Source organism: Streptomyces lonarensis (genome assembly GCF_012033735.1).
Lineage (GTDB): Bacteria > Actinomycetota > Actinomycetes > Streptomycetales > Streptomycetaceae > Streptomyces > Streptomyces lonarensis.
This window is the reverse complement of sequence record NZ_JAAVJD010000012.1, coordinates 1-22,513: the sequence shown is the minus strand read 5'-3', so window position 1 is coordinate 22,513 and position 22,513 is coordinate 1. Positions and strand designations below refer to the sequence as shown.

Below are 22,513 nucleotides of genomic sequence, written 5' to 3'. Positions count from 1 at the left end.
CAATGGGGCATCGCGGCCGCGGCAGCGGGCCGGAGGCACGCACGCTGCGATGGCGAACCCGGGCGACGGCGAAGAGGTGGTGTCTCCGCCTGCTCCGAGTGCCGCGGCCTGGCCGGGCTCGCTCACCCGGCATCAGCCCCGGGAGGCAGAGGCCCCACCGACGCGGGGCGCCCGCCACCGCCCCGCCCGGCGCGGTGGCCGACGACAGCGGTGCCGCCGCACCGGAGGAGGCGAGTGGTGGTGCCGCGGCGGCTACGGACCACCGGGGGCAGAGCTGCCCAGGGCCGCGAGCGCCGCGTTGGCGGCGCGTTCGGCAGCGGCGGGTGCGGTCTTGAACCCGGCGCCCGACCACCCGGCTGCGACCACCACCCGAGGAGCGCCGGGCAGCGGCCCGAGTATCGGGCCGTGGGCGCCGTAGAGGTCCACGCCCATTCTTCCGCCGAGTGCCGCCGCGCCCTCCAGCCAAGGCCACCGTTCGCGGGCGCCCTCCCTGATGAACGTGATGTGCGCTTCGACCAGTTCGTCGGCGCCACGCGGTGGTACGTCCCACTCCCGCCCCGGGCGGCCGGTGAGGAAGCCACCCTCGAAGACCCCGTCCAACTGCGGTCGGCCCCACATTCCGGTGACGAGATCGCTGACGGTGGGGACGCAGCGCCCGGCGCGGTCGAAGAAGGCGTATCGGATGGCCTTCGTGCGGAGCGTCCCGCCGCTCGGGGAGAGCGCTGCGGGGAGCAGAGCGGGGGTCCCCGCACCTGCCGCAAGGACGACGACCGACGAGGTGGCGGTGGCCGTGGAGGTGTGCACCACCACGTCCGAGGGGCCGGGAACCAGTCTGCGCACCGCGCCGCCGGGCAGTTTGACGGCGCCGTTCTCCAGAGCGGTCCGCCTCTTCATTGCGGCGAAGGAGCCCGGGTCGGCGTAGCCGCCACCGGGCTCCCATATCGCTCCGGCCAGACCTGTGGTGGCGATGCCGGGGTGCTCCGTCCGCAACTGGCCGACGTCCAGCAGTCGGGCTGCGATGCCGCCCGACTGCAGTTCGGCGATCCCGGCCGCGGCCTCCGCCAGACGGTCGGGGCCGAGCAGAGTCAGCGAACCGGTCCGTCGAAAACCGGCTGATCGGCGCTCCTCGCTCTCCGTCCCCCACAACAGCTGGTGGCTTCGCACGCCGAGCACTCGCGCGGCGCTGGTGGGTTCGTAGGATCGGACCAGGCCACCGGAATATCGGGTGGCGGACGGTCCCCCCACTTCAGGGTCGGTGATCGCCACGCGAACGCCGGCTGTAGCCAGCAGCGCGGCGACGGCCGAGCCGACCGCACCGCCGCCGACCACCACGGCGTCCAGGTCACGCACCATGGTCAGGGGGCGTCTGCCGGCCGGCGGTTGCCGGAGCGAGGGTACGGACAGGAACGACCTCCCAGCCGCCGTCGGGGCCCCGGCCGGTCGGTTCCCCGCCGGTCGTGAAGCGGAACCCGGCCTGAGCGCGCACAGCGGTCAGCAGCTGCCGTTCGCGGGCCTCCGGCTGTGCGGTGAGTGCCGCGGTCAACGCCCGGAACGCGTTGTCGACCAGGCTCGCCGGGCTGCCTGTGAGCCTGGCGACCAGTGCTTGGCCCGGCGACTCGCCGAGGAGCTCGGCGAACTCGCCGATCGCGCAGTCGTCGGGGAAGAGCAGCGGACCGGTTCGTCCTGCGTCGACGGCCTGTCGGGCCGTGCGGGCCGCACCCGCGTGGGTTCCGCAGATCAGGAGCGCGCCGTCCCCGGCCGAACGGGCGGCTGTCCTGACCGTCGTGAGCCCTGTGGAGGACAGGGCTGTCGCGGAGTCGGCGAGGCGCCGGCCGTAGTCGCTGCCGTCGTCCGCCACATCCAGGCTCGTCCGCCCGGTGGCCAGCACCGCCGTCCGCAGCGCGGCCAGCTGTCCGTCGTCGTCGGGGCACCAGCGCAGAGCCCAGCCGTCGGATCCGTCCAGCAGGCCCGGTCGTGTGGACAGGGGCAGCAGCGCAGGCAGCCGGGCCTGCCGGTAACCCGGCAGGGCGTAGTGCGCACCCAGGCTGTTGAAGTGGCCGATGACGGCCGCCGGAGACGGCGGTCGGACGACGCGGACACCCACGGAGCGGGCGGTCGAGGCGTCGCCCCGGTCGTCGTGGAACTCCCAGACGATCGGCGCGTCGTGCGACCGGGCGGCGGCGTTGCGCAGCAGTTCGCCCCAGGCGGCACGTGGGCCGCTGAACGGTCCGACCACGGCGATCCGCACGGTCCCGGGCTCAACCACCGAACACCGGACCGGTCAGCGGGCCGAGGGGAGCGCCGGCGGGCAGCGGGCGCAACGCCTCGGCGTCCACCGGCCTGCCAACCGCCACGCCGAGGGCCTCGGACAGTCGCGCTGCGGCGTGGGGCATGACAGGAGCGGCCCAGGCGCCGAGGGCGGATGCTACCGCGAGTTGGGCGGCCAGCGCCGCGCGGTGGGCCCCTTCTCCGCCCGGTCGACCCCGTTCGTGGGCGTGAACATGCTGGAAGTCGTGCGCACACGCGACCGCCTCGTTGAGGAGCGCGGTTGCGCGGCGGGGGGCGAAGCCCGTGACTCCGTACGCCTCCCGCAGGTCGGTCGCCGTCCGGGTGAGCCGCTCGCGCAGCTGCTCCCAGGCAGGGCCGGCGGGGGCCCGGTCCGGCACTCGGCTGTCACAGTCTTTGGTGACCTCGTCGAACAACCGGCCGAGCCAGCCGTCCCAGCGGTCGGACAGGTGCTGGCGGGTGCGGGCCAGATCACCGGTGCTGAAGCTGGTCTGCCGCCCCTCGGGACGGTCGGCCAGCACATGGAAGCGCAGGACGTCGGCCGGGGTCCGCACCAGTTCATCATGGGCCCAGATGGCGTGCCGCCTACTGGTCGAGAACTTCAGACCTTCCAACCGGTAGAACTCGTTGACCACGAACGCCCGGGGCAGCGGTGGACGGGAAGGGTGCGCGAGGAACTGTGCGGGGAACAGCAGCGCGTGGAAGTAGCCGTTGTCGAAGCCGAAGAATTGCACCGGGCCCCGACTTTCCGGCGTGCCGAGGTGGTCAGTGGGGCCCTGCGGGTCGAAGCCCAGCAGGCCGTGCTGCCACAGGTAGCCGGGTCCCATCTCGAACCAGACGTAAATGCGTTGCCGCTCGAAGCCGGGAACGGTGGTGGGGAGCCCCCAGTCGCCGGGGTGACTGACGGCGATCTCGGGCAGACCGTCGGCCAGCATGGTCTCGCACAGCGCCCGCAGATGCGGCGGCATCGCGACGCGCTGCCAGAAAGCGGCGAGGCGGTCGGCGAACGGGGCAAGGGGAAAGTAGAGCCGCTCGCATGCGCGCAGCACGGCCGGACGACCGCACGGCACGCAGCTCGGATCGGTGAGGTCGGCGCAGTCGTTGGGCCGTCCGCAGGGTTCGCACGCGTTTCCGTTGGAGGATGAACCGCAGTGCGGACAGCCGCCGGAGACGTACGCTTCGTACAGCCAACGCTCGCACGAGCCGCACCAGGGCAGCGGGCGGGTCCGGGCGACGAGGTGGCCCCTGTCATGGAGGCCGCGCACGAACTCCTGCACGTGCTCCGCGTAGCCCGCGTCGCGCCGTGGCCGGCTCAGCGCGTCGAACTCCACCCCGGCGCGGGACCACACGTCCGTGATGGACGCACCGTAGGTGTCGGCGACATCCTCGGCGGCACGGCGGCCGTCCTTGAAACCGCGCACTGGGACGTAGCTCTGGTGGTCGTCCAGCCCCGAGGTGTAGTGGGCGGGGCGCCCGTCCGCGGTGAGGAAGCGCCGAAGCACGTCTCCGGCGATGTAGGGGCCGGCCAGGTGCCCCACGTGGAGGTCGCCGTTGGGGGTGGGAGGCGTGGCGGTGATCCAGGACGTGGCGTTCACGCGTCCACCTCCGCCGTGCCACTGGCCTGGTGCTCGTGGAGCGGCCAGTACACGGAGACCCAGGTACACGGCACGTTCCGGGAGGCGTGCACTACGTGTTCCTTTCCACGGGGCAGCACCAGCACCTCGTTTGCAGTGAACTCGGCTTTCTCCCCGTCGAGTTCTATGGTTCCACCGCCGGAAAGCACGATCATGACCTCGTCCTGGGCGTGGCAGTCGGGATCCGACGCCGAACCGGCCGGCAGGAAGCAGGCCATCGCGCCGACCGGGGGCTCGGGCGTGTCCCCGCGCCACGGGATGAGGCGCTGGCAGGCCATGCCGAACTCCCGGGTGGCGGAGGACTCTTCGATGGGGAACTTCGTGATCATCATTCCTCGTTCGAAAGGGCGGCAACCGTGCCGCAGGGGCCGAGAAGGGGCGTGACCAGCGATGTGAGTGTGAATCTCTTTGTGCCGGAGTACCGGGCGCGGTGAATTCTGCGCAGCTGTCCCCGGTGGCTTTCCCGGCGCATGGTAGCGAGCCCCGGCCGGTCCTTCCCAGGGTGTGCGGGATGTTGTCGACCAGGAGAGACGGGGGACCCTTCGGTGTCTCCCGTGGTCGACATCGCAGTGTCCCCCGAGGGAGGTAGTCGGGGCCCTAGGGTGGCGCCTATGTTGGCCGCACCGTCTCGCGACGGGCACGCCGATATGAGCACGTTCCCGCACGTCACGGAGGGCGCAACCGACCATGTCGCAGATTCATGGCACTCTGTCACCGCTGTACGACGTGGTGGGCATCGGGTTCGGCCCGGCCAACCTGGCACTTGCTGCGGCGCTGCGGGAGAGCGGCGGAGGACGAGGTGCCGATTCCGCGCCCCGGGCGCTCTTTCTGGAGCGAAAAGAAGGATTCGGGTGGCACCGGGGAATGCTGCTGGACGACGCCACCATGCAGGTCTCCTTCCTCAAGGACCTGGTGACGTTACGGAACCCGGCAAGCCCGCTGAGTTTCGTCTCCTATCTGCATTCGCAAGGACGGTTGGTGGACTTCATCAATCACAAGGTGATGTATCCCAGTCGCGTCGAGTTCCACGACTACCTGGAGTGGTCCGCTAGAGCGGTGGATTCGATGGTGCGCTACGGGACGGAGGTCACCGAGGTGCGGCCGGTCACCGTGGACGGCGTGGCCGATACCCTTGAGGTCGTCGGACGGAGCGCCGGTGCAGAGGACGAGACGGTGTTGTGCCGGACCCGCAACCTGGTCGTCGCGACCGGGCTCCTGCCACGGTTGCCGGAGGGCGTCGTAGTCTCGTCGCGCGTATGGCACAGCAGTTCCCTCCTGCCCGCCCTGGAGGCACTGCCCGGCCCCGCGCCGGAGCGATTCGTGGTGGTCGGTGCCGGCCAGAGCGCCGCCGAGGCGGTCGATCACCTGCACCGGACTCACCCCAGGGCCGAGGTCTGTGCGGTGTTCAGCCGCTACGGATACAGTCCGGCGGACGACAGCCCCTACGCGAACCGCATCTTCGACCCAGGGGCTGTCGACGACTACTACGGCGCCCCGCAGGATGTCCGGGACCGGCTGATGGCCTACCACCGCAACACCAACTACGCCGTGGTGGACCTGGAGCTCATCGAGGAGCTGTACCGGCGCGCCTACCAGGAGAAGGTGCAGGGCCGTGAACGGTTGCGCATGATGCCGGCCTCCACGGTCTGCAGTCTGGCCGTTCCGCCTGGGGAGGAGGACGACCGGATCACTGTGCACGTGCAGAACCAGCTCGACGGAAGCCGTCTCGAACTGCGTTCCGACGCCGTGGTGTTCGCCACGGGCTACACTGCCCCTGATGCCGCCCCGTTGCTGGGCAAGGCAGGGCCCCATTGCGCCCGAGACGCCGAGGGGCGCCTGAGGGTGGCCCGGGACTACCGGGTCGTGACCGACGACTCGCTGACCGCAGGCATTTATCTCCAGGGCGGCACCGAGCACACCCACGGCATCACCTCCTCGTTGTTGTCGATGGCCGCCGTGCGTGCCGGTGAGATCGTGGACTCCGTCCTGGCACGCCGCACAGCCGGCGCCCCGGTGGCGGCGGAGGGGGCGGACCGTGGCTGAGACGGTCGTCGTCGGCGGCGGAGTGATCGGCGCGGCGATCTTCCACGCGCTGGCCACCCAGGGGGAAGAGGTGACCCTCGTGGAGCGGCACCGTCCGGGGTTGGGGGCCTCGGCTTGGAGCGGCGGCATCGTCCGGGCGTTCCACCACGAACCGCAGCTGAGTGACCGCGCGGCCCAGGGCTGGGACTACTACCGGGAGTTCACCACACATACCGGCGAGCGGGCCTCCTTCACTACCAGCGGCTTTCTCTCCCTGGTGGGCCCGGAGCAGCGTGCCTACGCGCGCCGAGAGGCAGCCCGGATCGCCAGCCGCACTCCGGCTCTCTGGCTCGAACCGGATGAACTGGCAGCCCGGTTCGGCACGATCCTCTCCGACGCCGGCGGCGGCGGCGTGTGGGAGCCGGAAGCCGGCTACCTCGACCCGATGGACGTGGTCCGCGGTTGGACAAGAGCCGGGCAGAGAGCCGGCGGCACTGTGCTGACGGGCACCCGGGTGCTTTCCCTCGCCCGCACCGCAGGACGTGTCACGGGTGTTCTGACCCCCGGTGGCCCGTTGCGTGCCGACACCGTCGTGCTGGCTACCGGCCCGGCTACGCCAAACCAGTTGACCTCGTGGGGCATCCGGCACCACCTGTGGCTTCAAACGATCCAGGTCGACCTGCGCCTGCCCTCCGTACCGATGGCCGACCACCCGGCCTTCGCCGACCACCGGCACGGGACGAACGGCCGTCCCGATCCCGACTCCGGGGGGGTTTTCACCGGCTACCCCACCGGTCAGCGGCCCCAGGACGAAGGGTGCGGGGATCTCGACCCGGCCTGTACCGCCCGCGCAGGTGACGCTGCCGCCCGCCGGTTCTCCTGGGTGGCCGGCAGCAAGCCGGTCGGTGGTCTGCGCGCCGCCGAGTGCCATGCGCCCTCGGAACTCGGCGCAGTCGGCCCACTGGCCGATGGGCCGGAGGGGCTGCTCCTCGCCACCGGCTTCAACGGAGGCGGCTTCAAGATGGCGCCCTGGGTGGCCTCTGAGGTCGCCCGCCAGGTCACGGGCCCCCGCTGATCGGGGAGCCCCGCCCTGAGGCGTGTCGCCTGTCCCCGAGCGCCGGCCCGGCCGAGCCGCCGGAGGAACGCCGCACATGGCGACCACACTCCCGTACGCGACGTCAGCAGAGATGAGACCTTCATGAGCAAGCAGATAGCGGGCGTCCTCCCCGTCGTCCTGATGCCGTACACGGACTCGGGCGCGCTCGACGAGGAGGACTTCCTCTCCCAGGCGGACCACATCTTCGAGTCCGGTTGCCAGGGCTTGGTCGTCGGCCAGATGTCCGAGCTGCTGCGGTTGACCCACGACGAGCGACTGCGCGTTGCGGAGTTGTGCGCCAAGTCCGTGCAGGGCCGCGGGATCTCGGTGATGAGCACCGGCGCCGAGACCGCCGAGGCGGCGGTGGGGTACTCCCGGCACGCGGAGGCAGCCGGCGTGGACGCCCTTCTGGTCATGCACCCGGCCACACTGCCGCTGGGCGACGACGAGATGGTCGAGTACTACGGCCGGATCGTCGAAGCCGTAAGTGTTCCGATCATCGTCCACCACGCCAAGAGTCTGGCGAGGATCCCGCTCTCCATCGGCGCGCAGGCGCAGTTGCTGCGCCAGTACGGCGAGGACCGCGTGATGTTCAAACCGGAAGCGCAACCGACCCCTCCTCGGGTCAGTCAGCTGCGTGACGCCACCGACGGGCGCGCCCGCATATTCGAGGGGGACGGCGGCATGATGCTGCTCGACTGCCACCGCAGGGGTCTGGCGGGCACCATCCCCGCGACCGAGACCGCCGAGATCGTCGGCGTCCTGTGGCGGCTGCTGGAGGCCGGTGACCGGGCGGCCGCAGAGCGGATCGGTCACCCGCTGTCGTACCTGATGTGTCACATGATGAACAGCACCGACTACTACCTCTCGATCGCCAAGCGCCTGCTCAAGGAGCGCGGGATCGTCAAGAACGACCACATCCGCGGCCCGAGCGCCCACGTGCTGGACAGCGAGTCCTGGTCCGAGGCCAGCCGTGTCTACACCCGCCTTCTGAACCTCTCCAAGGAGCTCTCCCGATGAAGAACCACGCATTCACCATCCGCCTCAAGGACGAAGCCGCCGCCGAGAAGTACATCGCCCTGCACCGCGAGGTCTGGCCCGAGGTGGTAGGTGCCGGCGGCGCCCTGGACACCATCGGGGTCCGCAAGCTCCAGATCTTCCACATCGACCCGCTCACCCTCTTCATGTACGTCGAGGCGGAGGACCACTTCGAGCCGGTCCGCGACTTCCTGCGCGCCAACGACCTGCACCCCAGGGTGCAGGAGTGGGACGACATGATGCACGCTGACGGCGGCCTGCTCGAACGACACCCGGGTAACGATGGAGAGCTCAACTGGGCGCCGATGCGCCGCATCCACCACGTCGACTTCACCAACACCCTTCCCGACCTGGAGGACAAGTGAACTCCCCGGGGGCCGCGTCGAACACGGAGCGCGTCGTCCTCGACTGCACGCTGCGGGACGGCGGCTACTACACCAACTGGGAGTTCGACGACGCACTCGTCCGTGACTATCTGGCGTTGTGCCCGCAGCTGGGCGTGGATGTCGTCGAACTCGGTTACGCCCGTTTCCGCGAGGGTGGCTGGGGGCCCTACGGCGACCTCCCGGGGCCGCTGACGCCCCAGCTCGCCGCCGTGCTCCCGGACGGGAACGGTCTGCGCTTCGCCGTCATGGTCGACGCCTCCGAGTTCACCGGGCTGCCGCAGGGAAAGGTCGGCCAGCTCCTCTCGGACAGGCTGGCGGACAGCGCACTCCCCGTCGACCTGGTCAGGGTCGCTGTGCGGTACAACCGCGTAGCCGGGTGCGTCGAGGCCGTGCGCTCACTGCGCGAGGCGGGTTTCGGCGTGTGCCTCAACCTGATGCAGATCGACCTGGCGGACGAGGAGGAGACGGACGCCTGTGTCGGCGCCGCCCAGCGCATGGGGCCCCTGGAGGCGCTCTACCTCGCGGACTCCCTCGGCTCGCTCCGCCCCGAGCGGACCGTCCGACTGGTTCGGCGGTTCCGTGACGGCCTAGGCGCCCCCGTGGGCATCCACGCGCACGAGAACCAGGGCTTCGCTCTCCACAACACGCTGGTAGCGGCCGCGGAGGGTGCGACGTGGCTCGACGCCACCGTGCACGGTATGGGGCGCGGGGCGGGCAACACCCGCACCGAGCAGCTGCTGGCCGCGCTCGGAGCGGACGCCGACACGCTTCAGCCCCTCCAGGAGCTGATTGTCCGGCACTTCCAACCGCTGATGGAGCGTTACCGGTGGGGCGCCAGCGGGCTGTACGGACTGGCAGGGTTGCGCCACGTGCACCCCACCTACGTACAACGGCTCGACGAACGGCTCGGTCAGGACCGGGAGGCCAAGCTTCGGGCCATGCACTTCCTGGCCGAGGTGCCCTCCGCGACGTTCGCCGTCGCACTTCTGGACGGCGCGGAGGGCCATGCCCGGGGCTGAACGGCTACAGGACTTCCTTGCTCGCCACCGGGTGGTCGTCTTCGATCTCGACGGGGTGCTGGTCGACTCCAACGAGCTGAAGACCGAGTGCATCGGACAGGCGCTCTCCCCCTTCGGGGCCGCGCGCGTTGCGGAATTCCTGACGGAGTTCCGTGCCACGTTCGGCCGATCCCGTCGTGAGCACTTCGCGGCCTTCTACCGGGACTACCTGCGACAGCCCGGGGGCGACGCGGAGTTCGAACGGTTCTACGAGCGGTACGCCGGGGCCTACGCGGAGCTGCTGAGGGACCGCTACCCCAAGGCCCCGCTCTGTGCGCACGCCGACCTGCTGGTGAAGGAACTGGCCGACGGGGACCTCCCGTTGTACGTGGCCACCGGCACTCTCACGGAGGAGGCGCGCCGTGTGCTCGAGGGCCACGGACTCCTGGCAGCGTTCAGGGACGTCCTGGGCGGTGAGCACCCCAAGCGGGCGCGCCTGGAAGAGGTACTTGCACGTTCTGCCACCCCTGCCTCGGCGGCAGTACTCGTCGGCGACTCCCGCCAGGACCTGCTCGCCGCGCACCGGGTCGGTCTTGATTTCCAACTTGTCACTCGGTACGGCTTTTTCGGGCATGATCGAGTACTGACCGGAGCCCTTGCGAACGGCGCGCGTTGGGCTGTCGACCTCCGTCCCGACGGCCCAGTCTCCGGCCCGGTCACCGCTCCGGCACACGCCGCCGACCAGGAAGCATCAGGTGAACCATGAGACGACCCGCTGACCTGCCCCTCGTCGTGATCTCCGGATCGACCCGCGGCATGGGCCGGGCGCTGGCGCTGCGCTTCGCGGCGCTCGGCCACCCGGTGGCCGGCTGCGGCCGGGACGGTGGTGCCGTGCGGCGGCTCGCCGCCGAGCTGGGCCCGGGCCACGTCGTGCAGGCTGTCGACACCGGCCGGGCCGAAGAGGTGTGTCAGTGGGCGGCGACTGTCCGGGAGAGGCTGGGGCGCCCCGGGCTGGTCGTCGCCAATGCCGGAGTGGTGCACCGCCAGCGGCCCGCCTGGGAAGTGCCGCCGGCCGAGTTCGAGGAGACGCTGCGTACCAACGTCGGTGGTGTGTACGCGATGTGTCGCGCGTTCGTGCCGCAACTCGCGCAGTACGGTGGGACGTTCGTAGCCGTGTCCTCCGGCTGGGGCAGGTCGCCACGCCCCGGACTCGCTGCCTACACGGCTTCGAAGTTCGCCGTCGAGGGATTCGTCCGGGCGGTGGCGGGCGAAGTACCTGAGGGCGTGAAGGTGCTGGCGGTAGCCCCTGGCAGCGCGGTGGACACCGATGGCCTGGCCACCTGCCTGCCGGACGAGCACACCGACTACCCGCGGCCGGAGGCCTGGGCGGCGCCTGCAGCGGACTTCCTGTTGCATGGTCTGGCAGAGGTGCCCGGCGGCACGACGGGCCTCAGCTTTCCCGATCCTGCGCCTGCCCAGCCGTCCGCCTCGGGCACGGGGTGAAGGGCCATCTTCCCAGCACGCTTCGTACCCGTCCCGGCCGGCAAGCCAACCCCTGTCAGCTCGCACAGTGAAGGACCGAACCCACCCATGTCCGAATCCATCAGCCAGACCGACAACCCGGCTCCGCTCCACGGCCGCCGAGTGGTGATCACCGGCGCTTCCCGTGACTTCGGCCGGACCCTGGCGATCAGGTTCGCCCAACAGGGCGCCGCGGTCCATCTCTCCGCTCGTACCGAGCAGGCGGCCGAGAAGGTCGCGCAGGAGATCCGCGACCTCGGTCTCGGGCCGGCGCACGCGTTCGCCTGCGACCTCACCGACCCGGCCTCTGTCCAGGCCTTCGCGGAGAGCGTCGGAGCCCTGACACCGGCTGTCGACATCCTCGTCCACAACGGTGCTCGCTGGCTGGAGGGCTCCGACCTGCTGTCCGTCGGGGACGAGGACGTGGTGGACACCATCGCCTCCGGCGCCACCGGGACGGCCCTCGTCACCAAGAACTTCCTTCCGCTGCTGCTGGCCTCCGAGTGTCCCGACATCGTCGGGATGGTCTCGGTGTGCGGGGTGCCCGGCAACCATCGTTCCGAGGCGCACGCCGCCTTCTACGCGGCGAAGAGCGCGCAGGCCGGCTTCCTCGACGTCCTCTCCAAGCGGCTCCGGCCGCGGGGGGTACGGGTGATCGGCCTCTATCCCCCGGACTTCGACAACCACGACCCGCTGGGCTCGGAATGGGACACGGTCGAGCGCGGCGCGTCCTCGCAACTGACCGCTCAGTCCCTGAGCGAATGCGTGCTGTTCGCTGTGAGTCAGCCGCGGGACTGCTTTATCCGGTCGTTCCACTTCGAGCAAGTCCAGGAATCGACGACGGGGGAGATGACCGAGTGAGCCCGCCCGAGCCGGCTGACCAGGTCCCCTGGGCCGGCAAGGCGGAGCAGGCCGCCGCTGTGGCCGCAGCCGACCCGTCACTGGCCCTCGCCACCAGCGTGCATGACGACCGCGATGCCCTGGACGCGCTCCTGGCGAGGTCCTCGGTCGCCATGGTCCTGCGACCCGAGTTCTCCGGCGACATGGGCTCGGCAGTGTTCCATCGACCGGGTGGCGCGCTGAACACCGCTGTGGCGGACGAGTTGTGGGCGTCTGGCCGGGTGGTGTCGCATCCGTACCGCTCCGGTGTGCCGCACTTCGCCAACGGACTCGTAAGCGATGGGAAGTTCGTCCTCACTGACTGCTGGCGCTGCTTCACCCTGCCCGAGCGCGAGCGCTGGGCGCTGACCAGTGTGGTGAACCCGGCGCCCGACTCGCCCACTGCCCGCTTGCTCGCCCGACGGCTGCGCGACCTGCCGGGGGCGTTGGGCGCAGGCGACGGTCCTTTCCACGTGGAGGTGCTGGTGGACGCCGACGCCGTGGCGGTCGTCAAGTTTTCCACCCGGCGTGCCGCCTATCCACTGCCCGAGCTGTGCGCCTTGCTCGGCGTCGACGGACAGCGTTCCGACCGCCCCTACGACTCCTACACGGACATCGGTTTCGCCGGGGACTACTCGTTCCGGGTTCCGCACCCGGGAGTCCTGGTCCACGTCGAGGACCTGTCCGGTCTGAGAGCGCGACCGTCCTACGCAGCCGACGAGCTGATTCCGCAGCCGGGGGATCGCTTGACACCGGGCGCTCCCGAGTGTGCACAGCTGACTCTTCTGCTGCGGCATCACGACGAGTTCACCATCTACGCAGACATCGACCATTACCAGCAACGCCACCGGAACGGCGTCTTCCGGCTCACCACGGGCTGACGTACCAATCCGAAGCGGGCCGTCCCGCCGGCACGATCCCGAGCACTCCCTCGCCTGTCCTCCTTCCTGACCGTCCAGACAAGGAACCGACGTGCCCTCGAAAGACTCACTGATGCCGCCCTCACCGATTCGTACGGCACGCATCGCCCGTCCCCGCGAGCTGCTGATGTGCCGGCCCGCCCACTACGAGGTCGTCTACTCCATCAACCCCTGGATGGAGCCTGAGAAACCGGTCGACGCCGCTTTGGCCTTGGCGCAGTGGGAACAACTCCGTTCCGTCTACCGGGCGTTGGGACACGTGGTGCACACCATTGAGCCGGAGCAGGGCCTGCCGGACATGGTGTTCGCCGCCAACGGGGCGACCGTGGTGGACGGCAGGGTCCTGGCCGCGAGGTTCCGGCACGTGGAGCGAACGGCGGAGGGGCCGGCCTACCTGCGGTGGTTCCTGCGCAACGGCTGGACCGAGAACCTGTGGCCCGAGCACATCAACGAGGGAGAGGGCGACTACTTACTGGTTGGACGCCGCCTCCTGGCCGGCACCGGCTTCCGGACCGACGTGCGTTCGCACGCGGAGGCACAGGAGTTCTTCGGGGTGCCCGTGACCGGCCTCACCCTGATCGACCCACGCTTCTACCACCTCGACACCGCTCTGGCGGTGCTGTCCGACGACGAGGTCATGTACTACCCGGAGGCGTTCAGCCCCGGAAGCCGCGCCGCACTGCGTGAGCTGTACCCGGACGCGGTACTCGCCACCGTCGCGGACGCCGAGGTTTTCGGGCTGAACGCGTTCAGCGACGGGCGCCACGTCGTGTTGCCCCAAGCGGCGGCCGGGCTTGCGGCCCAACTCTCCGAACGTGGTTTCGAGCCGATTGGCGTCGACCTCTCCGAGTTGCTCAAAGCCGGCGGCAGCGTGAAGTGCTGCACGCTCGAACTGCGCCGGCCGATCTGACCGTTCCGGAGGCGCCGGGCCGACCGTACAACCGCCCCTCCGGACCGGCGGCCGGCAGCCGCCGCCCGACCAACGCTTCGTCCCTCGGAAGGACGCACCACCCATGAGTATCGAGCCCTCCGGTGCGCCGACGCAGCCGGTTACCGATAGCCTTTCGGCGGCCTTCCACGACGACACCGCCGCCGTCCTCGAACTGGCCGGAAAAGCTGCCGCCGAGTACGTTGCCGCGCTATCGGCCGCCCCCGCAGCGCCACGACGACAGCACGAGGACGACGGAAGGGAGGTCCTGGCCCGCTTCGCCGGGCCGCTGCCGGAGCGCGGTATGGGCGCCGAGGCTGCCGTCCGACAACTGACCGAGCACGCACTGCCGCAGGCGGTACGTTCCTCCGGTCCGCGCTACTTCCACTTCGTTACCGGGGGAACCACCCCGGCAGCGCTTGCAGCCGATTGGCTGACCTCCACCATTGACCAGAACGCCGCCGCCTGGGTGTGCTCACCAATGGCGACACACCTGGAGACGGTCGCGCTGGGCTGGCTGAAGGAGCTGTTCGGGTTGCCCGCCGGGTGGGGCGCCGTCACGACCACCGGCGGCACCATGGCAAACTTCACCGGCTTGGCCGCCGCCCGGCGCTACTGGGCCGCACGGCACGGCGTGGACGTGGACGTGGACGGACTCGCCCGCCTGCCCCCCATGCCGGTGTTCGGAAGTGGGTTCGCCCACGCCAGCATCAGCAAGTCACTCGGGATGCTCGGCCTGGGCCGCTCCGCGCTGCGCCGGCTGACCGTGGACGGCAGCGGACGCCTGGACTTGGGCGCGTTGCGGGTGGCGTTGGAGGAGTTGCGGGGCGCTCCGGCGGTTCTCGTGGCCACCGCCGGTGAACCGGACGCCGGCCGGTTCGACCCGGTGGCCCAACTCGCCGATTTGGCCGATGAATTCGATGCCTGGCTGCACGTGGACGGCGCGTTCGGAATGTTCGCGGCTCTGAACGACCGGACCGCCTGCCTCGTCGAGGGCGCCGCGCGTGCCCACTCGGTGACCGCCGATGGCCACAAGTGGCTCAACGTGCCTTTCGACACAGGCTTCTGCTTCGTACGCCACCCCGAGATACTCGGGCCCGTCTTCACCAACCAAGCCGCCTATCTGGTCGATGCGAACGACCCGCACGTCAACTACGCCAACCTCGGCCCCGACAACTCGCGCCGGGCCCGGGGCCTGGCGGTGTGGGCCACGCTGGCTGCCTATGGGCGGGAAGGCTACCGCGAGCTGATCTCACGGCATCTTGCGGTGGCGACCCGGTTCGCCGAGGAGGTACAGCGTGATCCCGACCTGGAACTGCTCGCCCCGGCGACCCTGAACGCGGTGTGCTTCAGGGTGCGGCCGGCCGGTGTCGCGGTGGACGGGCTCGACGCCCTCAACCGGCGGCTGGCCGACCGGTTGCTGCTCGACGGGCGGGTGCACCTGGGGGCAACCACCTTCGACGGGCGTGCGGCACTGCGCCCGGTCTTCGTCAACTGGCGCACGACGTCTGAGGACACGGACCTCATCCTGAAAGTGCTCCGGGAACTGGTGGCGGAGGACGCGGCCTGTCACGGGTGAGGGTCCGGCGCCCGCTCAGGGTCACCCTCGCGGGCCGGGTTCAGCACCTTGTCTCCTCCCGCTGACAGAGCCACCCGGGCGGTTCGCACCCACGAGGCGGTCGTAGCCGACGCTGCCGGACGGACCCGGCCAGGGTGCGGACCGAGGACATGGGCGCGCGGGGCGGATGCGGCGTGCGCGGCGCCGGCCACGGCGGGCAGCGGGCGAGCTCCGCTCGGTCCGCGCTGGTGGCCTGCTGCGATGAGGGCGAGCTGGACCCGGTCGCGAGCGCCGAGTTTGGCCATGATGCGGCTGACGTAGGTCTTGGCGGTGAGCGGGCTCAGGGTGAGACAGTCGGCGATCTCCTGGTTGGTGCGCCCCCGGCCGACCAGTGCCAGTACCTCGTTCTCGCGCTCGCTGAGCCGCCCGGCCGCACTGCCGGCCGCGTTTGGTGCCGGCCTCCCGGTGCCGCCCCGCACGTGCAAGGCGCGGCCGTACTCCTCCACCAGCCGGCGGGTGTGGCGAGGCCCCAGCCACGAGCCGCCCGAGGCGACCGCGCGCACCGCCGCCAACACCACGTGCGGTTCGGTGTCGGCGGAGACGAACGCGCAGGCCCCGGCGGCGAGGGCGCCGAAGAGATTCCTGTCGTGGTCGTGGATGGTGAGCACCACGACGCCGCAGCGGAGTTCGGAGACCACTCGCCTGACGGCGGCGTGGTCCAACTCGTCGGACCCGGGCTGTCGCCCGTCCATGACCACCACGTCCGGCCTCAGGCCGGTGGCCGCCCCGAGCATCTTCTCCGCTGTAGGAAAGTCTCCGAGGACCGCCACGTCCGGGGCGGAGTCGATGATCAGACGGAGCCCGGAGCGGGCCGGGGAGTGCGCTTCGGTCACGGCGACACGGATCGTCACAAAGTGCTCCTGTGCGAACGAGGTGAACGGTACCTGTCGGGGTTGCCGACGTTGCTGCGGCGGACATCGAACCGGGAGATGGCGCCCGGCCGCCCCCGCGAAGCGTGCGGTTGCCGGGGCCTCGCCGCGTCTTCCCGGCCTGTATTTGACGCGTGGCCGAGGTGTCGCTCCGACTCCTGTGACCCTGCTGTCCCATCTCCGACCCGGGGACTGTTCTGCGGTATTACAGGATCGTGATCTGCGCGTTTCATGGTGATACATTTCTCGATACGCGGCATCCGACCAAGGGAGGACTTCCTTCCTCCTACTTGAAGCCGACCGCACGCTCGGGGGAGCGCTTGATGGTTCGTGTTCTTGCGATAGACGACGAAGCGCTGGTGCGCGAGGCGTTGCGATTAACCCTGTCCACCATTCCGGACTTCAGTGTGTCGGTGAGCGCCCCGGCGGACGCGCTGGCCACGGCGAGCGAGGCGGGAAGCGATATCGCCTTGTTGGACGTGGCCATGCCCGGTCATGACTGGTTGGATCTGCTCGCCTCGCTGCGCGCGCTCACCCCCCGCCCGGCCGTGGCGATCCTCACGTCTTTCGAGGTGCCGGGCCAGATGGACCTCGCGTTGCGTGCGGGGGCCACCGGGTTTCTCTTGAAGGACATGCACCCGGAGTTCTTGGCGCATTCACTCCGCACCGTGGCAGCCGGCGGTATGGTGTACGTTCCACCGGCCAGCGCCTCGACTATCGCTCGGGTGCTCACGCGGTCGCTGCCTGAGCGGCACGCCCCCGCTTTGCCGTGCGCTATCACCCAGCGTGAGCGAGACGTGCTCACGCTTCTCGCGCTCGGGCTTCAGAACGCCGACATCGCCCGGCAGCTCGATATCGGCACTACTACCGTGAAGACGCATATCGGTGTACTGAAACGGAAACTGTCGGTCCCCAACAGGGTCGTGCTCGCGCGTCTGGCGCAACAGGCGGGGCTGGTGTGAGCGCAGCCGGGCGCCGCGTGCTCGCCGAGTCCGCCATCGTCGCCTTCGCTCTGCTCGAGGTCGGCGCGACCCGCGGGTTCGGGCCGGACTGGGTCCTTCCGTGGGCGCTGCTGGCATGCGCCGCCCTGCTCGCCCGTCACCGCTACCCGCGTACAGCGCTGGTGGTCTCACTGCCCGCGGTTGCGAGTACCTACCTCTGGCTGCCCGCCATCTTCCCCCTGTACGCGCTGGCCCTGAGCCGGGTTCCGCGCGTGCAGGTCTGGGTCTGGGCCGGAGCGACCGCCCTGGTGATGGGCTTCCCCTGGTCGCACTCGGGGCCGGGGTACTGGTCCTGGGAGGAGATCGTGCTCCACGCCATGGCCGCCGCGCTGTTGGCGTTCACTCCGGCGTGGCTGGGGTCGGTGACCGCCTCCCGGCGCGAACTGGCCTCCAGCGCGGCGGAGCTGGCGCTGACACGGGAGAGCGAGCGCACCTTGTCGGTCATCGCCGCCGTGGAGGAGGAACGCGAGCGCATTGCTCGCGACATGCACGACAGCGTCGCCTACCACTTGAGTCTCATGGCGCTCAAGCTGGGTGGCGATGACCCGATACGCCAGCACACCGTGGACGCTCTGGACGAACTTCGGCGCACCCTAGGTGCTTTGCAGTCACCGGGTCTGGCGGAGCTTCCTTCCCTGGTCGGGGCGGTGGGGCCGCAGGCGCGCCTGGAGTGCCCGGGCTCGGCCTCGTGGGCGCACTGCCCACTGCCCGTACAGCAGGCGGCGTACCGGGTGGTGCAGGAGGCGCTCGCCAACGCGTGTCGCCACGCGCCCCGAGCCGGCATCCGCGTGGTTGTCGACCGGGACCCCGGCCGTTTGACCGTCTCGGTGCACAGCGCCCGGCCCTCTGCCCCTCCACTCGCGGGCCTCCCCTCCAGCGGCCGGGGGCTCGCGGGGCTGCGCCACAGAGTGGCCGAGCTGCGAGGTACGTTGCACGCCGGCCCGGTGCCAGGAGGCGGCTTCCGGGTCAGGGCGGTCTTCCCCTGCTCGCCCGCCGAGCCGCCGCTCCAGTGAGCTGGACCGGTGAGGTCTCCGGCCTGGGGTGGTTGTTCGGGGTTCCCTCTCGCTCAGCGGCGCAAGTGCGGCGGTAGCGCGATGCCTTCGGGCAGCGCTGGGTCGGGGACCGGTGCGCCGGGCACGGCGTGCAGCGGCAGCACGCCCGCCCAGAGGCCGAGTGCGGCGTCCTCGCTCCCGGCATCGTCCGGCGGGCCGGTCCGCACCTTTACGGACGCCTCGTTCAGCCCGAGTGCCAGCAGCGACGTCGCCGCAAGCTCCTTGCGGTTCGGGCGGCGGGCGTAGTCCCACTGGCCTGGTGCCGCCTGTTCGGTCACCACTCGCAGGCCCTCTAGCTTCTCGTCCTCGTTCTCCACCAGGCGGGGCACCCCGTAGACCATGGCGCTGCGGAAGTTGACGCTGTGTTCGAACAACGACCGGGCGAGCACCACTCCGTCGACGTGGGTGACCGTGACACACACTTCGGCCTCCGGCGCCCGCATCAGGCTGGGAGTGGCGACCGATCCGTGGAAGAAGAGGGCATCGGCGGTCGCACCGTAGACCGTGGGCACCACCCGAGGGGTGCCGTCCACCAGGACGCCGAGGTGACAGACGAACCCGGCAGCCAGGATCGCGTCCAGATCGGAACGCGCAGTGCGTGCTTTGTTCTTCATGCGGCGCAGGCGGGTCCGCTCGGTCGAAGCGAGTTCGTCGCCGAGGGGATGGGTCTGCGGGGTCTTCACCGTTCGACATCTCCATGCTGGGGGCGGGGCGCAACCTGCCGGAAGCGGGCGGCTCGCAGTCGGCACGGCGCCCCGAGGCGCTTGCGCGGGCGGTCGTAGCGTAGGGCACCGATGCGCAGCGTGTCCTGGTAATGACGCTTTCTGTGCGGAGGTGCGGGTCGGCCTCCGCCTGTCGGCCGAAGCGCCCACGCTGTCGCGCCGCGCCTCGGGGCGGCGCTCGGCCCGCAGCGCGAGCGCGACCGCGTGCCGCCGGCTGATGGTTCGCAATGCAACCGGTCGTTGGTGTCGGCGAGTTTCCATCGTCCCGTCGGGCGTCGTGGTGACCTCCGGAGCTGACCGCCCTGCCCGTGTGGGCGGCCCGCCGGGGCATCGATGCTCCGACCATCAGGTCTGGACCTTTGTTCGGTCAGGGGTCTAGGCTCCAGAGCGCTCCGGATGCCAACTCGTCTCGCCCCGCTGCTGGATGGGAATGCCTGTGATCGACATAGTGGTGGTCCTCCGGGCGGAGGACGCGGTGCTGGACTTCTCGACCGTCCTCACCGCCCCCGACCGTCCCGAGGTCCGTGTCGTGGTCGCCGGGACCGGTGACGTCGTGTCGCTGTCGCCGGACGGCGATCCTCTCGACGCCCTGGCGGCGCTGGGGCAGCGGGTCCGTCCCGGTGGCGTGGTGGGGGCGCCACCGGGGCCGGACACGCTCCGCGGCCTGATCGACCGTGCCGCGGGGGAGCGCGAGGCCCGGGTGTGGACCCATTCGCCCGGCGACAACCGGCGCAGCCGCGGTCGGCTCGGCAGGGACGCGGCGGTCGCCGCCGGCGGCCGTACGGTGCGCCACGCGGTCGGGTACTCGCCGTTCCTCCAGTACGTCAGCGACGAGGACCGTGCGCTGGACGCCGCGGGCGTCGCGCGCAAGACGGCGTTCGTCAACCGCTGGTGCGGCGGGCTGCTGGCCGAGGCCGACCCCGAGTACCTCGTCGACACCCCCCGCATCCCCGCCGTCGAGCGCTTTTTCGCCGGCGACGCCGCGGAGCGGGAACGGCTGTTCGCGCTGCTGGCCAGTCTCGGCGACGAGGCTGCCGCCGTCGCCGACCCGTGGGAGTTCGCCACCTCGCCCTACGAGCAGGAGCGGCTGGACGCCACCACCGCCTGGACCGCCCGGTGGGTCCGCCCCGACGACGGGCCGCTGGTCGAGGTCGGCGCCTGCGAGGGCGCGCTGACCGGCCGGTTGGAGCAGAAGGGCTTCCGCGTCCTCCCCACCGAGCCCAACGACGCCTTCCGGGCCCGCCTCGACGCGAGCCGCCCGGAGTCGGCGCCGGCGGGTACGGAGGACCTCGCGGCGCTCGCCGGCGGACGGCACCTGCCGGGAGCCGCCTACCTGCTGGTCGAGATATTGTACTACGGCCAGGAGCCGGCGCTGCTGGACGCGCTGCCCACCGACACACTGCTGGTCGCGCTCGAACCCGGCGCCCTGGCCGCGCGGTTCGACCCCTGGCTCGACGGCAACGCCACCTGGCGGCAGGTCGACCGCGTCGAGCTGGTGGCCCCGGCGGTGGAGGCCGTCTGCCTCGGGCGCGCCTACCTCAGCAAGCGCGGCAGCACCGGCCTCGTGCTGCGCCGCCGCACCGCCGACTGAGCCACCGCCGACCGCCGACGCCGACGCCGACCGCGGGCCGCCGACCGACCCGCCGCGCCGACCGCTCGACGGAGTGCGGAGGCCCGACTGCGCGCGGCCGGGCGCGCCGACGTGCGCACACCGCGCGCTCACCACCCCACCCCCTCCCCACCGCCGGCCGCGCAGCCCCCCCCGCCGCCGACGCCCGGACCCCCACTGCCACGGCCGCCCCGTGGCTCTCCGGAGAGGCCCCGCCATGCCCGCCCCCCACCCCTTCGACAGCTGTGTCGGCCTCGGCTACCACTGCGAGGTCACCCACCAGCTCCGGCGCGTCACCGGCGACGAGCGCGCCGCCTTCTTCGACTGGCTCGACCTCGAACTCGCCTCCGTCGTGGAGGCGATCGACACCGACTTCCGCGAGGTGCTGCGCCCGGGCGCGGTCGAGCCGTTCAGCGACGGACTCTGTGCCCTCGACCGCGGCTCCGACATCCGCTTCTTCCACGACTTCGCCCCGGGTGAGCCGGGACGGCTCACCCGGGAGGACATCGAGGAGCAACTACCGGCCGTACGAGCCAAGTTCCGGCACCTCGCGGACCGGTTCCGGGCCCGCGCCGCCTCGTCGGCACGGGTGCTCTACATCCACCACGACGCCTTCGACGAGAGCGCCGCCGACGACCTGCGGCGGCTGCGCGCCACCCTCGCTGCGGCCCACCCCGGCCACCGCTTCGCCCTGCTGTGGGTGCGCCGCACCCCGCCGACCGACGGCGCCGCGCTGCCGCCGGGCATCGCCTGGGACACCACCCCGCTGGTGCCCGGACGGTGGGAGGGCGACGACTCCGCCTGGGACGACGTCTTCGACCGGCTCGACCCCGCCCGTCTCTGGCCCTGAGCCGGCACCCGGCCGCGCACCGGCCCGGGTGACACCCCCGCCCCGCGCCACCCCACTGCCCGAGGAGCCCTGTGCACCAGCCGTCCCAGCACCCCGAGCACACCCACCACACCGAGCACACCAGAACGGCCGGGAGCAGCGGAGCCGGCGGGCGCGCCCCCGGAACCCTCGTCGTCTCACCGCACTTCGACGACGCCGCGCTGTCGCTGGCCGGGCTGCTGCCACGGCTCCCCGGGCCCGTCACCGTCCTGACCGTTCACGCCGGGCCGCCACCGACCGATGCCGCCGTCTCGTGGTGGGACGCCTCCTGCGGGTTCACCTCCGCCGCCGAGGCGCACCGCGTGCGGGATGCCGAGGACGCCCGCGCCTGCGAGCTGCTGGGCGTGGCACGGCGCACCCTCGGCCACCCCGACGGCCCCTACGGCGGCGACCCCGGCCTCCCCGAACTCGCCGACGCGCTGCGGGAGGCTGCCCCGGGCACCACCGTCCTGCTGCCGCTGGGCACCAACCAGCCCGACCACCGGGCGGCCCGGGAGACCACGCTGCGCGCGCTGGCCGACCGCGCCGACCTGACCCCGCTGGTCTACGCCGACCTCCCCTACACCGGGCACCTCCCGGGCTGGGGCGGTGACCGGACCGACGAGGCCCTGGCCGCCAGCGAGACCTGGGGCGAGGCGTTCCGCGAACTGCGCGGCCGCTACGTCACCGAGGTCGCGCACGCGGCCCGGCTCGACGCCGCGGCATGGGCGCGCAAGCGCGCCGCCGTCCTCTGCCACGGTTCGCAACTCGCCCCGCTCGCCCTGGACCACGGCGCGTTCCTCGCCGCCGACGGGCCGCTGACCGCCGAGCGGATCTGGTCGCTCGCACCGGGGCCCCACGACGGCTGACCGGCCCCGGACGGCCGAGGACGGGACGGGCGGCGAAGCGGCCCGCCGCCCGCACCCGCCACCGGCGGCTCGTGCCCGCCCCCGGCCCGGACCCGTCACCGGCTGCCCGCCGTCCGCCGACCACGCCGTGTCCTTCCCGCTCGCCGATCCGCCGTCGCACCGCCCGGCGCACGGCGGCTCCCCGAAGGCGCGGTCCG

General features: G+C 71.3%; 22 protein-coding genes. 16 read left to right on the top strand and 6 right to left on the bottom strand.

Features of this window, described 5'->3' with window-relative positions; translation table 11 throughout:
- Positions 1 to 252: 252 nt before the first annotated feature.
- The 4 genes from HCN56_RS03510 to HCN56_RS03495 are packed head-to-tail and all read right to left on the bottom strand — an operon-like array spanning position 253 to position 4,252.
- Positions 253 to 1,353 carry an NAD(P)/FAD-dependent oxidoreductase gene (locus HCN56_RS03510; protein WP_167967973.1) on the bottom strand — a complete coding sequence of 367 codons (1,101 nt, stop codon included), beginning with the start codon at positions 1,351 to 1,353 and terminating at the stop codon, positions 253 to 255.
- Positions 1,343 to 2,248: a type 1 periplasmic-binding domain-containing protein gene (locus tag HCN56_RS03505; protein WP_167967972.1), complete on the bottom strand. Its 906-nt coding sequence runs from the start codon at positions 2,246 to 2,248 to the stop codon at positions 1,343 to 1,345. The genes HCN56_RS03510 and HCN56_RS03505 overlap by 11 nt, the downstream gene beginning before the upstream one ends.
- Positions 2,249 to 2,258: 10 nt before the next feature.
- Positions 2,259 to 3,881, bottom strand: a complete 1,623-nt coding sequence (locus tag HCN56_RS03500) for a class I tRNA ligase family protein (protein WP_167967971.1) — start codon at positions 3,879 to 3,881, stop codon at positions 2,259 to 2,261.
- The gene (locus tag HCN56_RS03495) at positions 3,878 to 4,252 is read right to left on the bottom strand and encodes a cupin domain-containing protein (protein WP_167967970.1); all 375 of its coding nucleotides are present in this window, start codon (positions 4,250 to 4,252) and stop codon (positions 3,878 to 3,880) included. The genes HCN56_RS03500 and HCN56_RS03495 overlap by 4 nt, the downstream gene beginning before the upstream one ends.
- A gap of 355 nt (positions 4,253 to 4,607) precedes the next feature.
- Here HCN56_RS03495 and HCN56_RS03490 point away from each other — a divergent pair, with 355 nt between their 5' ends.
- The 11 genes from HCN56_RS03490 to HCN56_RS03440 all read left to right on the top strand — a co-directional run bounded on the left by HCN56_RS03490 (position 4,608) and on the right by HCN56_RS03440 (position 15,287).
- A complete protein-coding gene (locus HCN56_RS03490) occupies positions 4,608 to 5,963 on the top strand; it encodes a lysine N(6)-hydroxylase/L-ornithine N(5)-oxygenase family protein (protein ID WP_167967969.1) in 1,356 nt (451 codons plus the stop codon).
- Positions 5,956 to 7,017: an NAD(P)/FAD-dependent oxidoreductase gene (locus HCN56_RS03485; protein ID WP_167967968.1), complete on the top strand. Its 1,062-nt coding sequence runs from the start codon at positions 5,956 to 5,958 to the stop codon at positions 7,015 to 7,017. The genes HCN56_RS03490 and HCN56_RS03485 overlap by 8 nt, the downstream gene beginning before the upstream one ends.
- Before the next feature lie 123 nt (positions 7,018 to 7,140).
- The gene (locus tag HCN56_RS03480; RefSeq protein ID WP_167967967.1) at positions 7,141 to 8,058 is read left to right on the top strand and encodes a dihydrodipicolinate synthase family protein; all 918 of its coding nucleotides are present in this window, start codon (positions 7,141 to 7,143) and stop codon (positions 8,056 to 8,058) included.
- The gene (locus tag HCN56_RS03475; protein WP_167967966.1) at positions 8,055 to 8,441 is read left to right on the top strand and encodes an L-rhamnose mutarotase; all 387 of its coding nucleotides are present in this window, start codon (positions 8,055 to 8,057) and stop codon (positions 8,439 to 8,441) included. The genes HCN56_RS03480 and HCN56_RS03475 overlap by 4 nt, the downstream gene beginning before the upstream one ends.
- The gene (locus HCN56_RS03470) at positions 8,438 to 9,481 is read left to right on the top strand and encodes a hydroxymethylglutaryl-CoA lyase-like TIM-barrel protein (RefSeq protein WP_167967965.1); all 1,044 of its coding nucleotides are present in this window, start codon (positions 8,438 to 8,440) and stop codon (positions 9,479 to 9,481) included. The genes HCN56_RS03475 and HCN56_RS03470 overlap by 4 nt, the downstream gene beginning before the upstream one ends.
- Positions 9,468 to 10,226, top strand: coding sequence for an HAD family hydrolase (locus tag HCN56_RS03465; protein ID WP_167967964.1), 759 nt, complete (start codon positions 9,468 to 9,470; stop codon positions 10,224 to 10,226). The genes HCN56_RS03470 and HCN56_RS03465 overlap by 14 nt, the downstream gene beginning before the upstream one ends.
- Complete coding sequence (locus tag HCN56_RS03460) at positions 10,223 to 10,963, top strand: SDR family oxidoreductase (protein ID WP_167967963.1); 741 nt, start codon at positions 10,223 to 10,225, stop codon at positions 10,961 to 10,963. Before HCN56_RS03465 ends, HCN56_RS03460 begins: the two co-directional genes overlap by 4 nt.
- Positions 10,964 to 11,050: 87 nt before the next feature.
- Entirely contained in the window at positions 11,051 to 11,842 is a 792-nt protein-coding gene (locus HCN56_RS03455) for an SDR family oxidoreductase (protein WP_167967962.1), read from the top strand.
- A complete protein-coding gene (locus HCN56_RS03450; RefSeq protein WP_167967961.1) occupies positions 11,839 to 12,741 on the top strand; it encodes a hypothetical protein in 903 nt (300 codons plus the stop codon). Before HCN56_RS03455 ends, HCN56_RS03450 begins: the two co-directional genes overlap by 4 nt.
- Positions 12,742 to 12,853: 112 nt before the next feature.
- The gene (gene ddaH / locus HCN56_RS03445) at positions 12,854 to 13,690 is read left to right on the top strand and encodes a dimethylargininase (RefSeq protein ID WP_167967997.1); all 837 of its coding nucleotides are present in this window, start codon (positions 12,854 to 12,856) and stop codon (positions 13,688 to 13,690) included.
- 103 nt (positions 13,691 to 13,793) lie between these two features.
- Positions 13,794 to 15,287 carry a pyridoxal phosphate-dependent decarboxylase family protein gene (locus HCN56_RS03440; protein WP_167967960.1) on the top strand — a complete coding sequence of 498 codons (1,494 nt, stop codon included), beginning with the start codon at positions 13,794 to 13,796 and terminating at the stop codon, positions 15,285 to 15,287.
- Here the strand turns inward: HCN56_RS03440 and HCN56_RS26095 are convergent.
- On the bottom strand, positions 15,278 to 16,177 hold the full coding sequence (locus HCN56_RS26095; RefSeq protein ID WP_167967959.1) for a response regulator transcription factor: 900 nt from the start codon (positions 16,175 to 16,177) through the stop codon (positions 15,278 to 15,280). The two genes, HCN56_RS03440 and HCN56_RS26095, sit on opposite strands and share 10 nt — an antisense overlap.
- A gap of 233 nt (positions 16,178 to 16,410) precedes the next feature.
- Here HCN56_RS26095 and HCN56_RS03430 point away from each other — a divergent pair, with 233 nt between their 5' ends.
- Positions 16,411 to 17,157: a LuxR C-terminal-related transcriptional regulator gene (locus HCN56_RS03430; protein WP_312871024.1), complete on the top strand. Its 747-nt coding sequence runs from the start codon at positions 16,411 to 16,413 to the stop codon at positions 17,155 to 17,157.
- Entirely contained in the window at positions 17,154 to 18,209 is a 1,056-nt protein-coding gene (locus HCN56_RS03425; protein ID WP_167967958.1) for a sensor histidine kinase, read from the top strand. The genes HCN56_RS03430 and HCN56_RS03425 overlap by 4 nt, the downstream gene beginning before the upstream one ends.
- 53 nt (positions 18,210 to 18,262) lie before the next feature.
- Here HCN56_RS03425 and HCN56_RS03420 read toward each other — a convergent pair whose 3' ends face one another.
- Positions 18,263 to 18,931 carry a pyridoxamine 5'-phosphate oxidase family protein gene (locus HCN56_RS03420; protein WP_376770834.1) on the bottom strand — a complete coding sequence of 223 codons (669 nt, stop codon included), beginning with the start codon at positions 18,929 to 18,931 and terminating at the stop codon, positions 18,263 to 18,265.
- 475 nt (positions 18,932 to 19,406) lie between these two features.
- On the opposite strand from HCN56_RS03420, the gene HCN56_RS03415 reads away from it, so the two are divergent.
- The 3 genes from HCN56_RS03415 to HCN56_RS03405 all read left to right on the top strand — a co-directional run bounded on the left by HCN56_RS03415 (position 19,407) and on the right by HCN56_RS03405 (position 22,316).
- Positions 19,407 to 20,561 (top strand): class I SAM-dependent methyltransferase, encoded by a 1,155-nt coding sequence (locus tag HCN56_RS03415; RefSeq protein WP_167967957.1) that lies wholly within the window; start codon positions 19,407 to 19,409, stop codon positions 20,559 to 20,561.
- Positions 20,562 to 20,796: 235 nt separating this feature from the next.
- Positions 20,797 to 21,429: a DUF1796 family putative cysteine peptidase gene (locus tag HCN56_RS03410; RefSeq protein WP_167967956.1), complete on the top strand. Its 633-nt coding sequence runs from the start codon at positions 20,797 to 20,799 to the stop codon at positions 21,427 to 21,429.
- Between the two features lie 71 nt (positions 21,430 to 21,500).
- Positions 21,501 to 22,316, top strand: coding sequence for a PIG-L deacetylase family protein (locus HCN56_RS03405; RefSeq protein WP_167967955.1), 816 nt, complete (start codon positions 21,501 to 21,503; stop codon positions 22,314 to 22,316).
- Positions 22,317 to 22,513: the final 197 nt, after the last annotated feature.

What these genes read in the sequence shown, in the direction of transcription:
- HCN56_RS03510 (WP_167967973.1), bottom strand. Translation starts at nt 1,353, where the DNA reads ATGGTGCGTGACCTGGACGCCGTGGTGGTCGGCGGCGGTGCGGTCGGC.
- HCN56_RS03495 (WP_167967970.1), bottom strand. Translation starts at nt 4,252, where the DNA reads ATGATGATCACGAAGTTCCCCATCGAAGAGTCCTCCGCCACCCGGGAG.
- HCN56_RS03490 (WP_167967969.1), top strand. Translation starts at nt 4,608, where the DNA reads ATGTCGCAGATTCATGGCACTCTGTCACCGCTGTACGACGTGGTGGGC.
- HCN56_RS03480 (WP_167967967.1), top strand. Translation starts at nt 7,141, where the DNA reads ATGAGCAAGCAGATAGCGGGCGTCCTCCCCGTCGTCCTGATGCCGTAC.
- HCN56_RS03475 (WP_167967966.1), top strand. Translation starts at nt 8,055, where the DNA reads ATGAAGAACCACGCATTCACCATCCGCCTCAAGGACGAAGCCGCCGCC.
- HCN56_RS03465 (WP_167967964.1), top strand. Translation starts at nt 9,468, where the DNA reads ATGCCCGGGGCTGAACGGCTACAGGACTTCCTTGCTCGCCACCGGGTG.
- HCN56_RS03460 (WP_167967963.1), top strand. Translation starts at nt 10,223, where the DNA reads ATGAGACGACCCGCTGACCTGCCCCTCGTCGTGATCTCCGGATCGACC.
- HCN56_RS03455 (WP_167967962.1), top strand. Translation starts at nt 11,051, where the DNA reads ATGTCCGAATCCATCAGCCAGACCGACAACCCGGCTCCGCTCCACGGC.
- ddaH (WP_167967997.1), top strand. Translation starts at nt 12,854, where the DNA reads ATGCCGCCCTCACCGATTCGTACGGCACGCATCGCCCGTCCCCGCGAG.
- HCN56_RS03440 (WP_167967960.1), top strand. Translation starts at nt 13,794, where the DNA reads ATGAGTATCGAGCCCTCCGGTGCGCCGACGCAGCCGGTTACCGATAGC.
- HCN56_RS03410 (WP_167967956.1), top strand. Translation starts at nt 20,797, where the DNA reads ATGCCCGCCCCCCACCCCTTCGACAGCTGTGTCGGCCTCGGCTACCAC.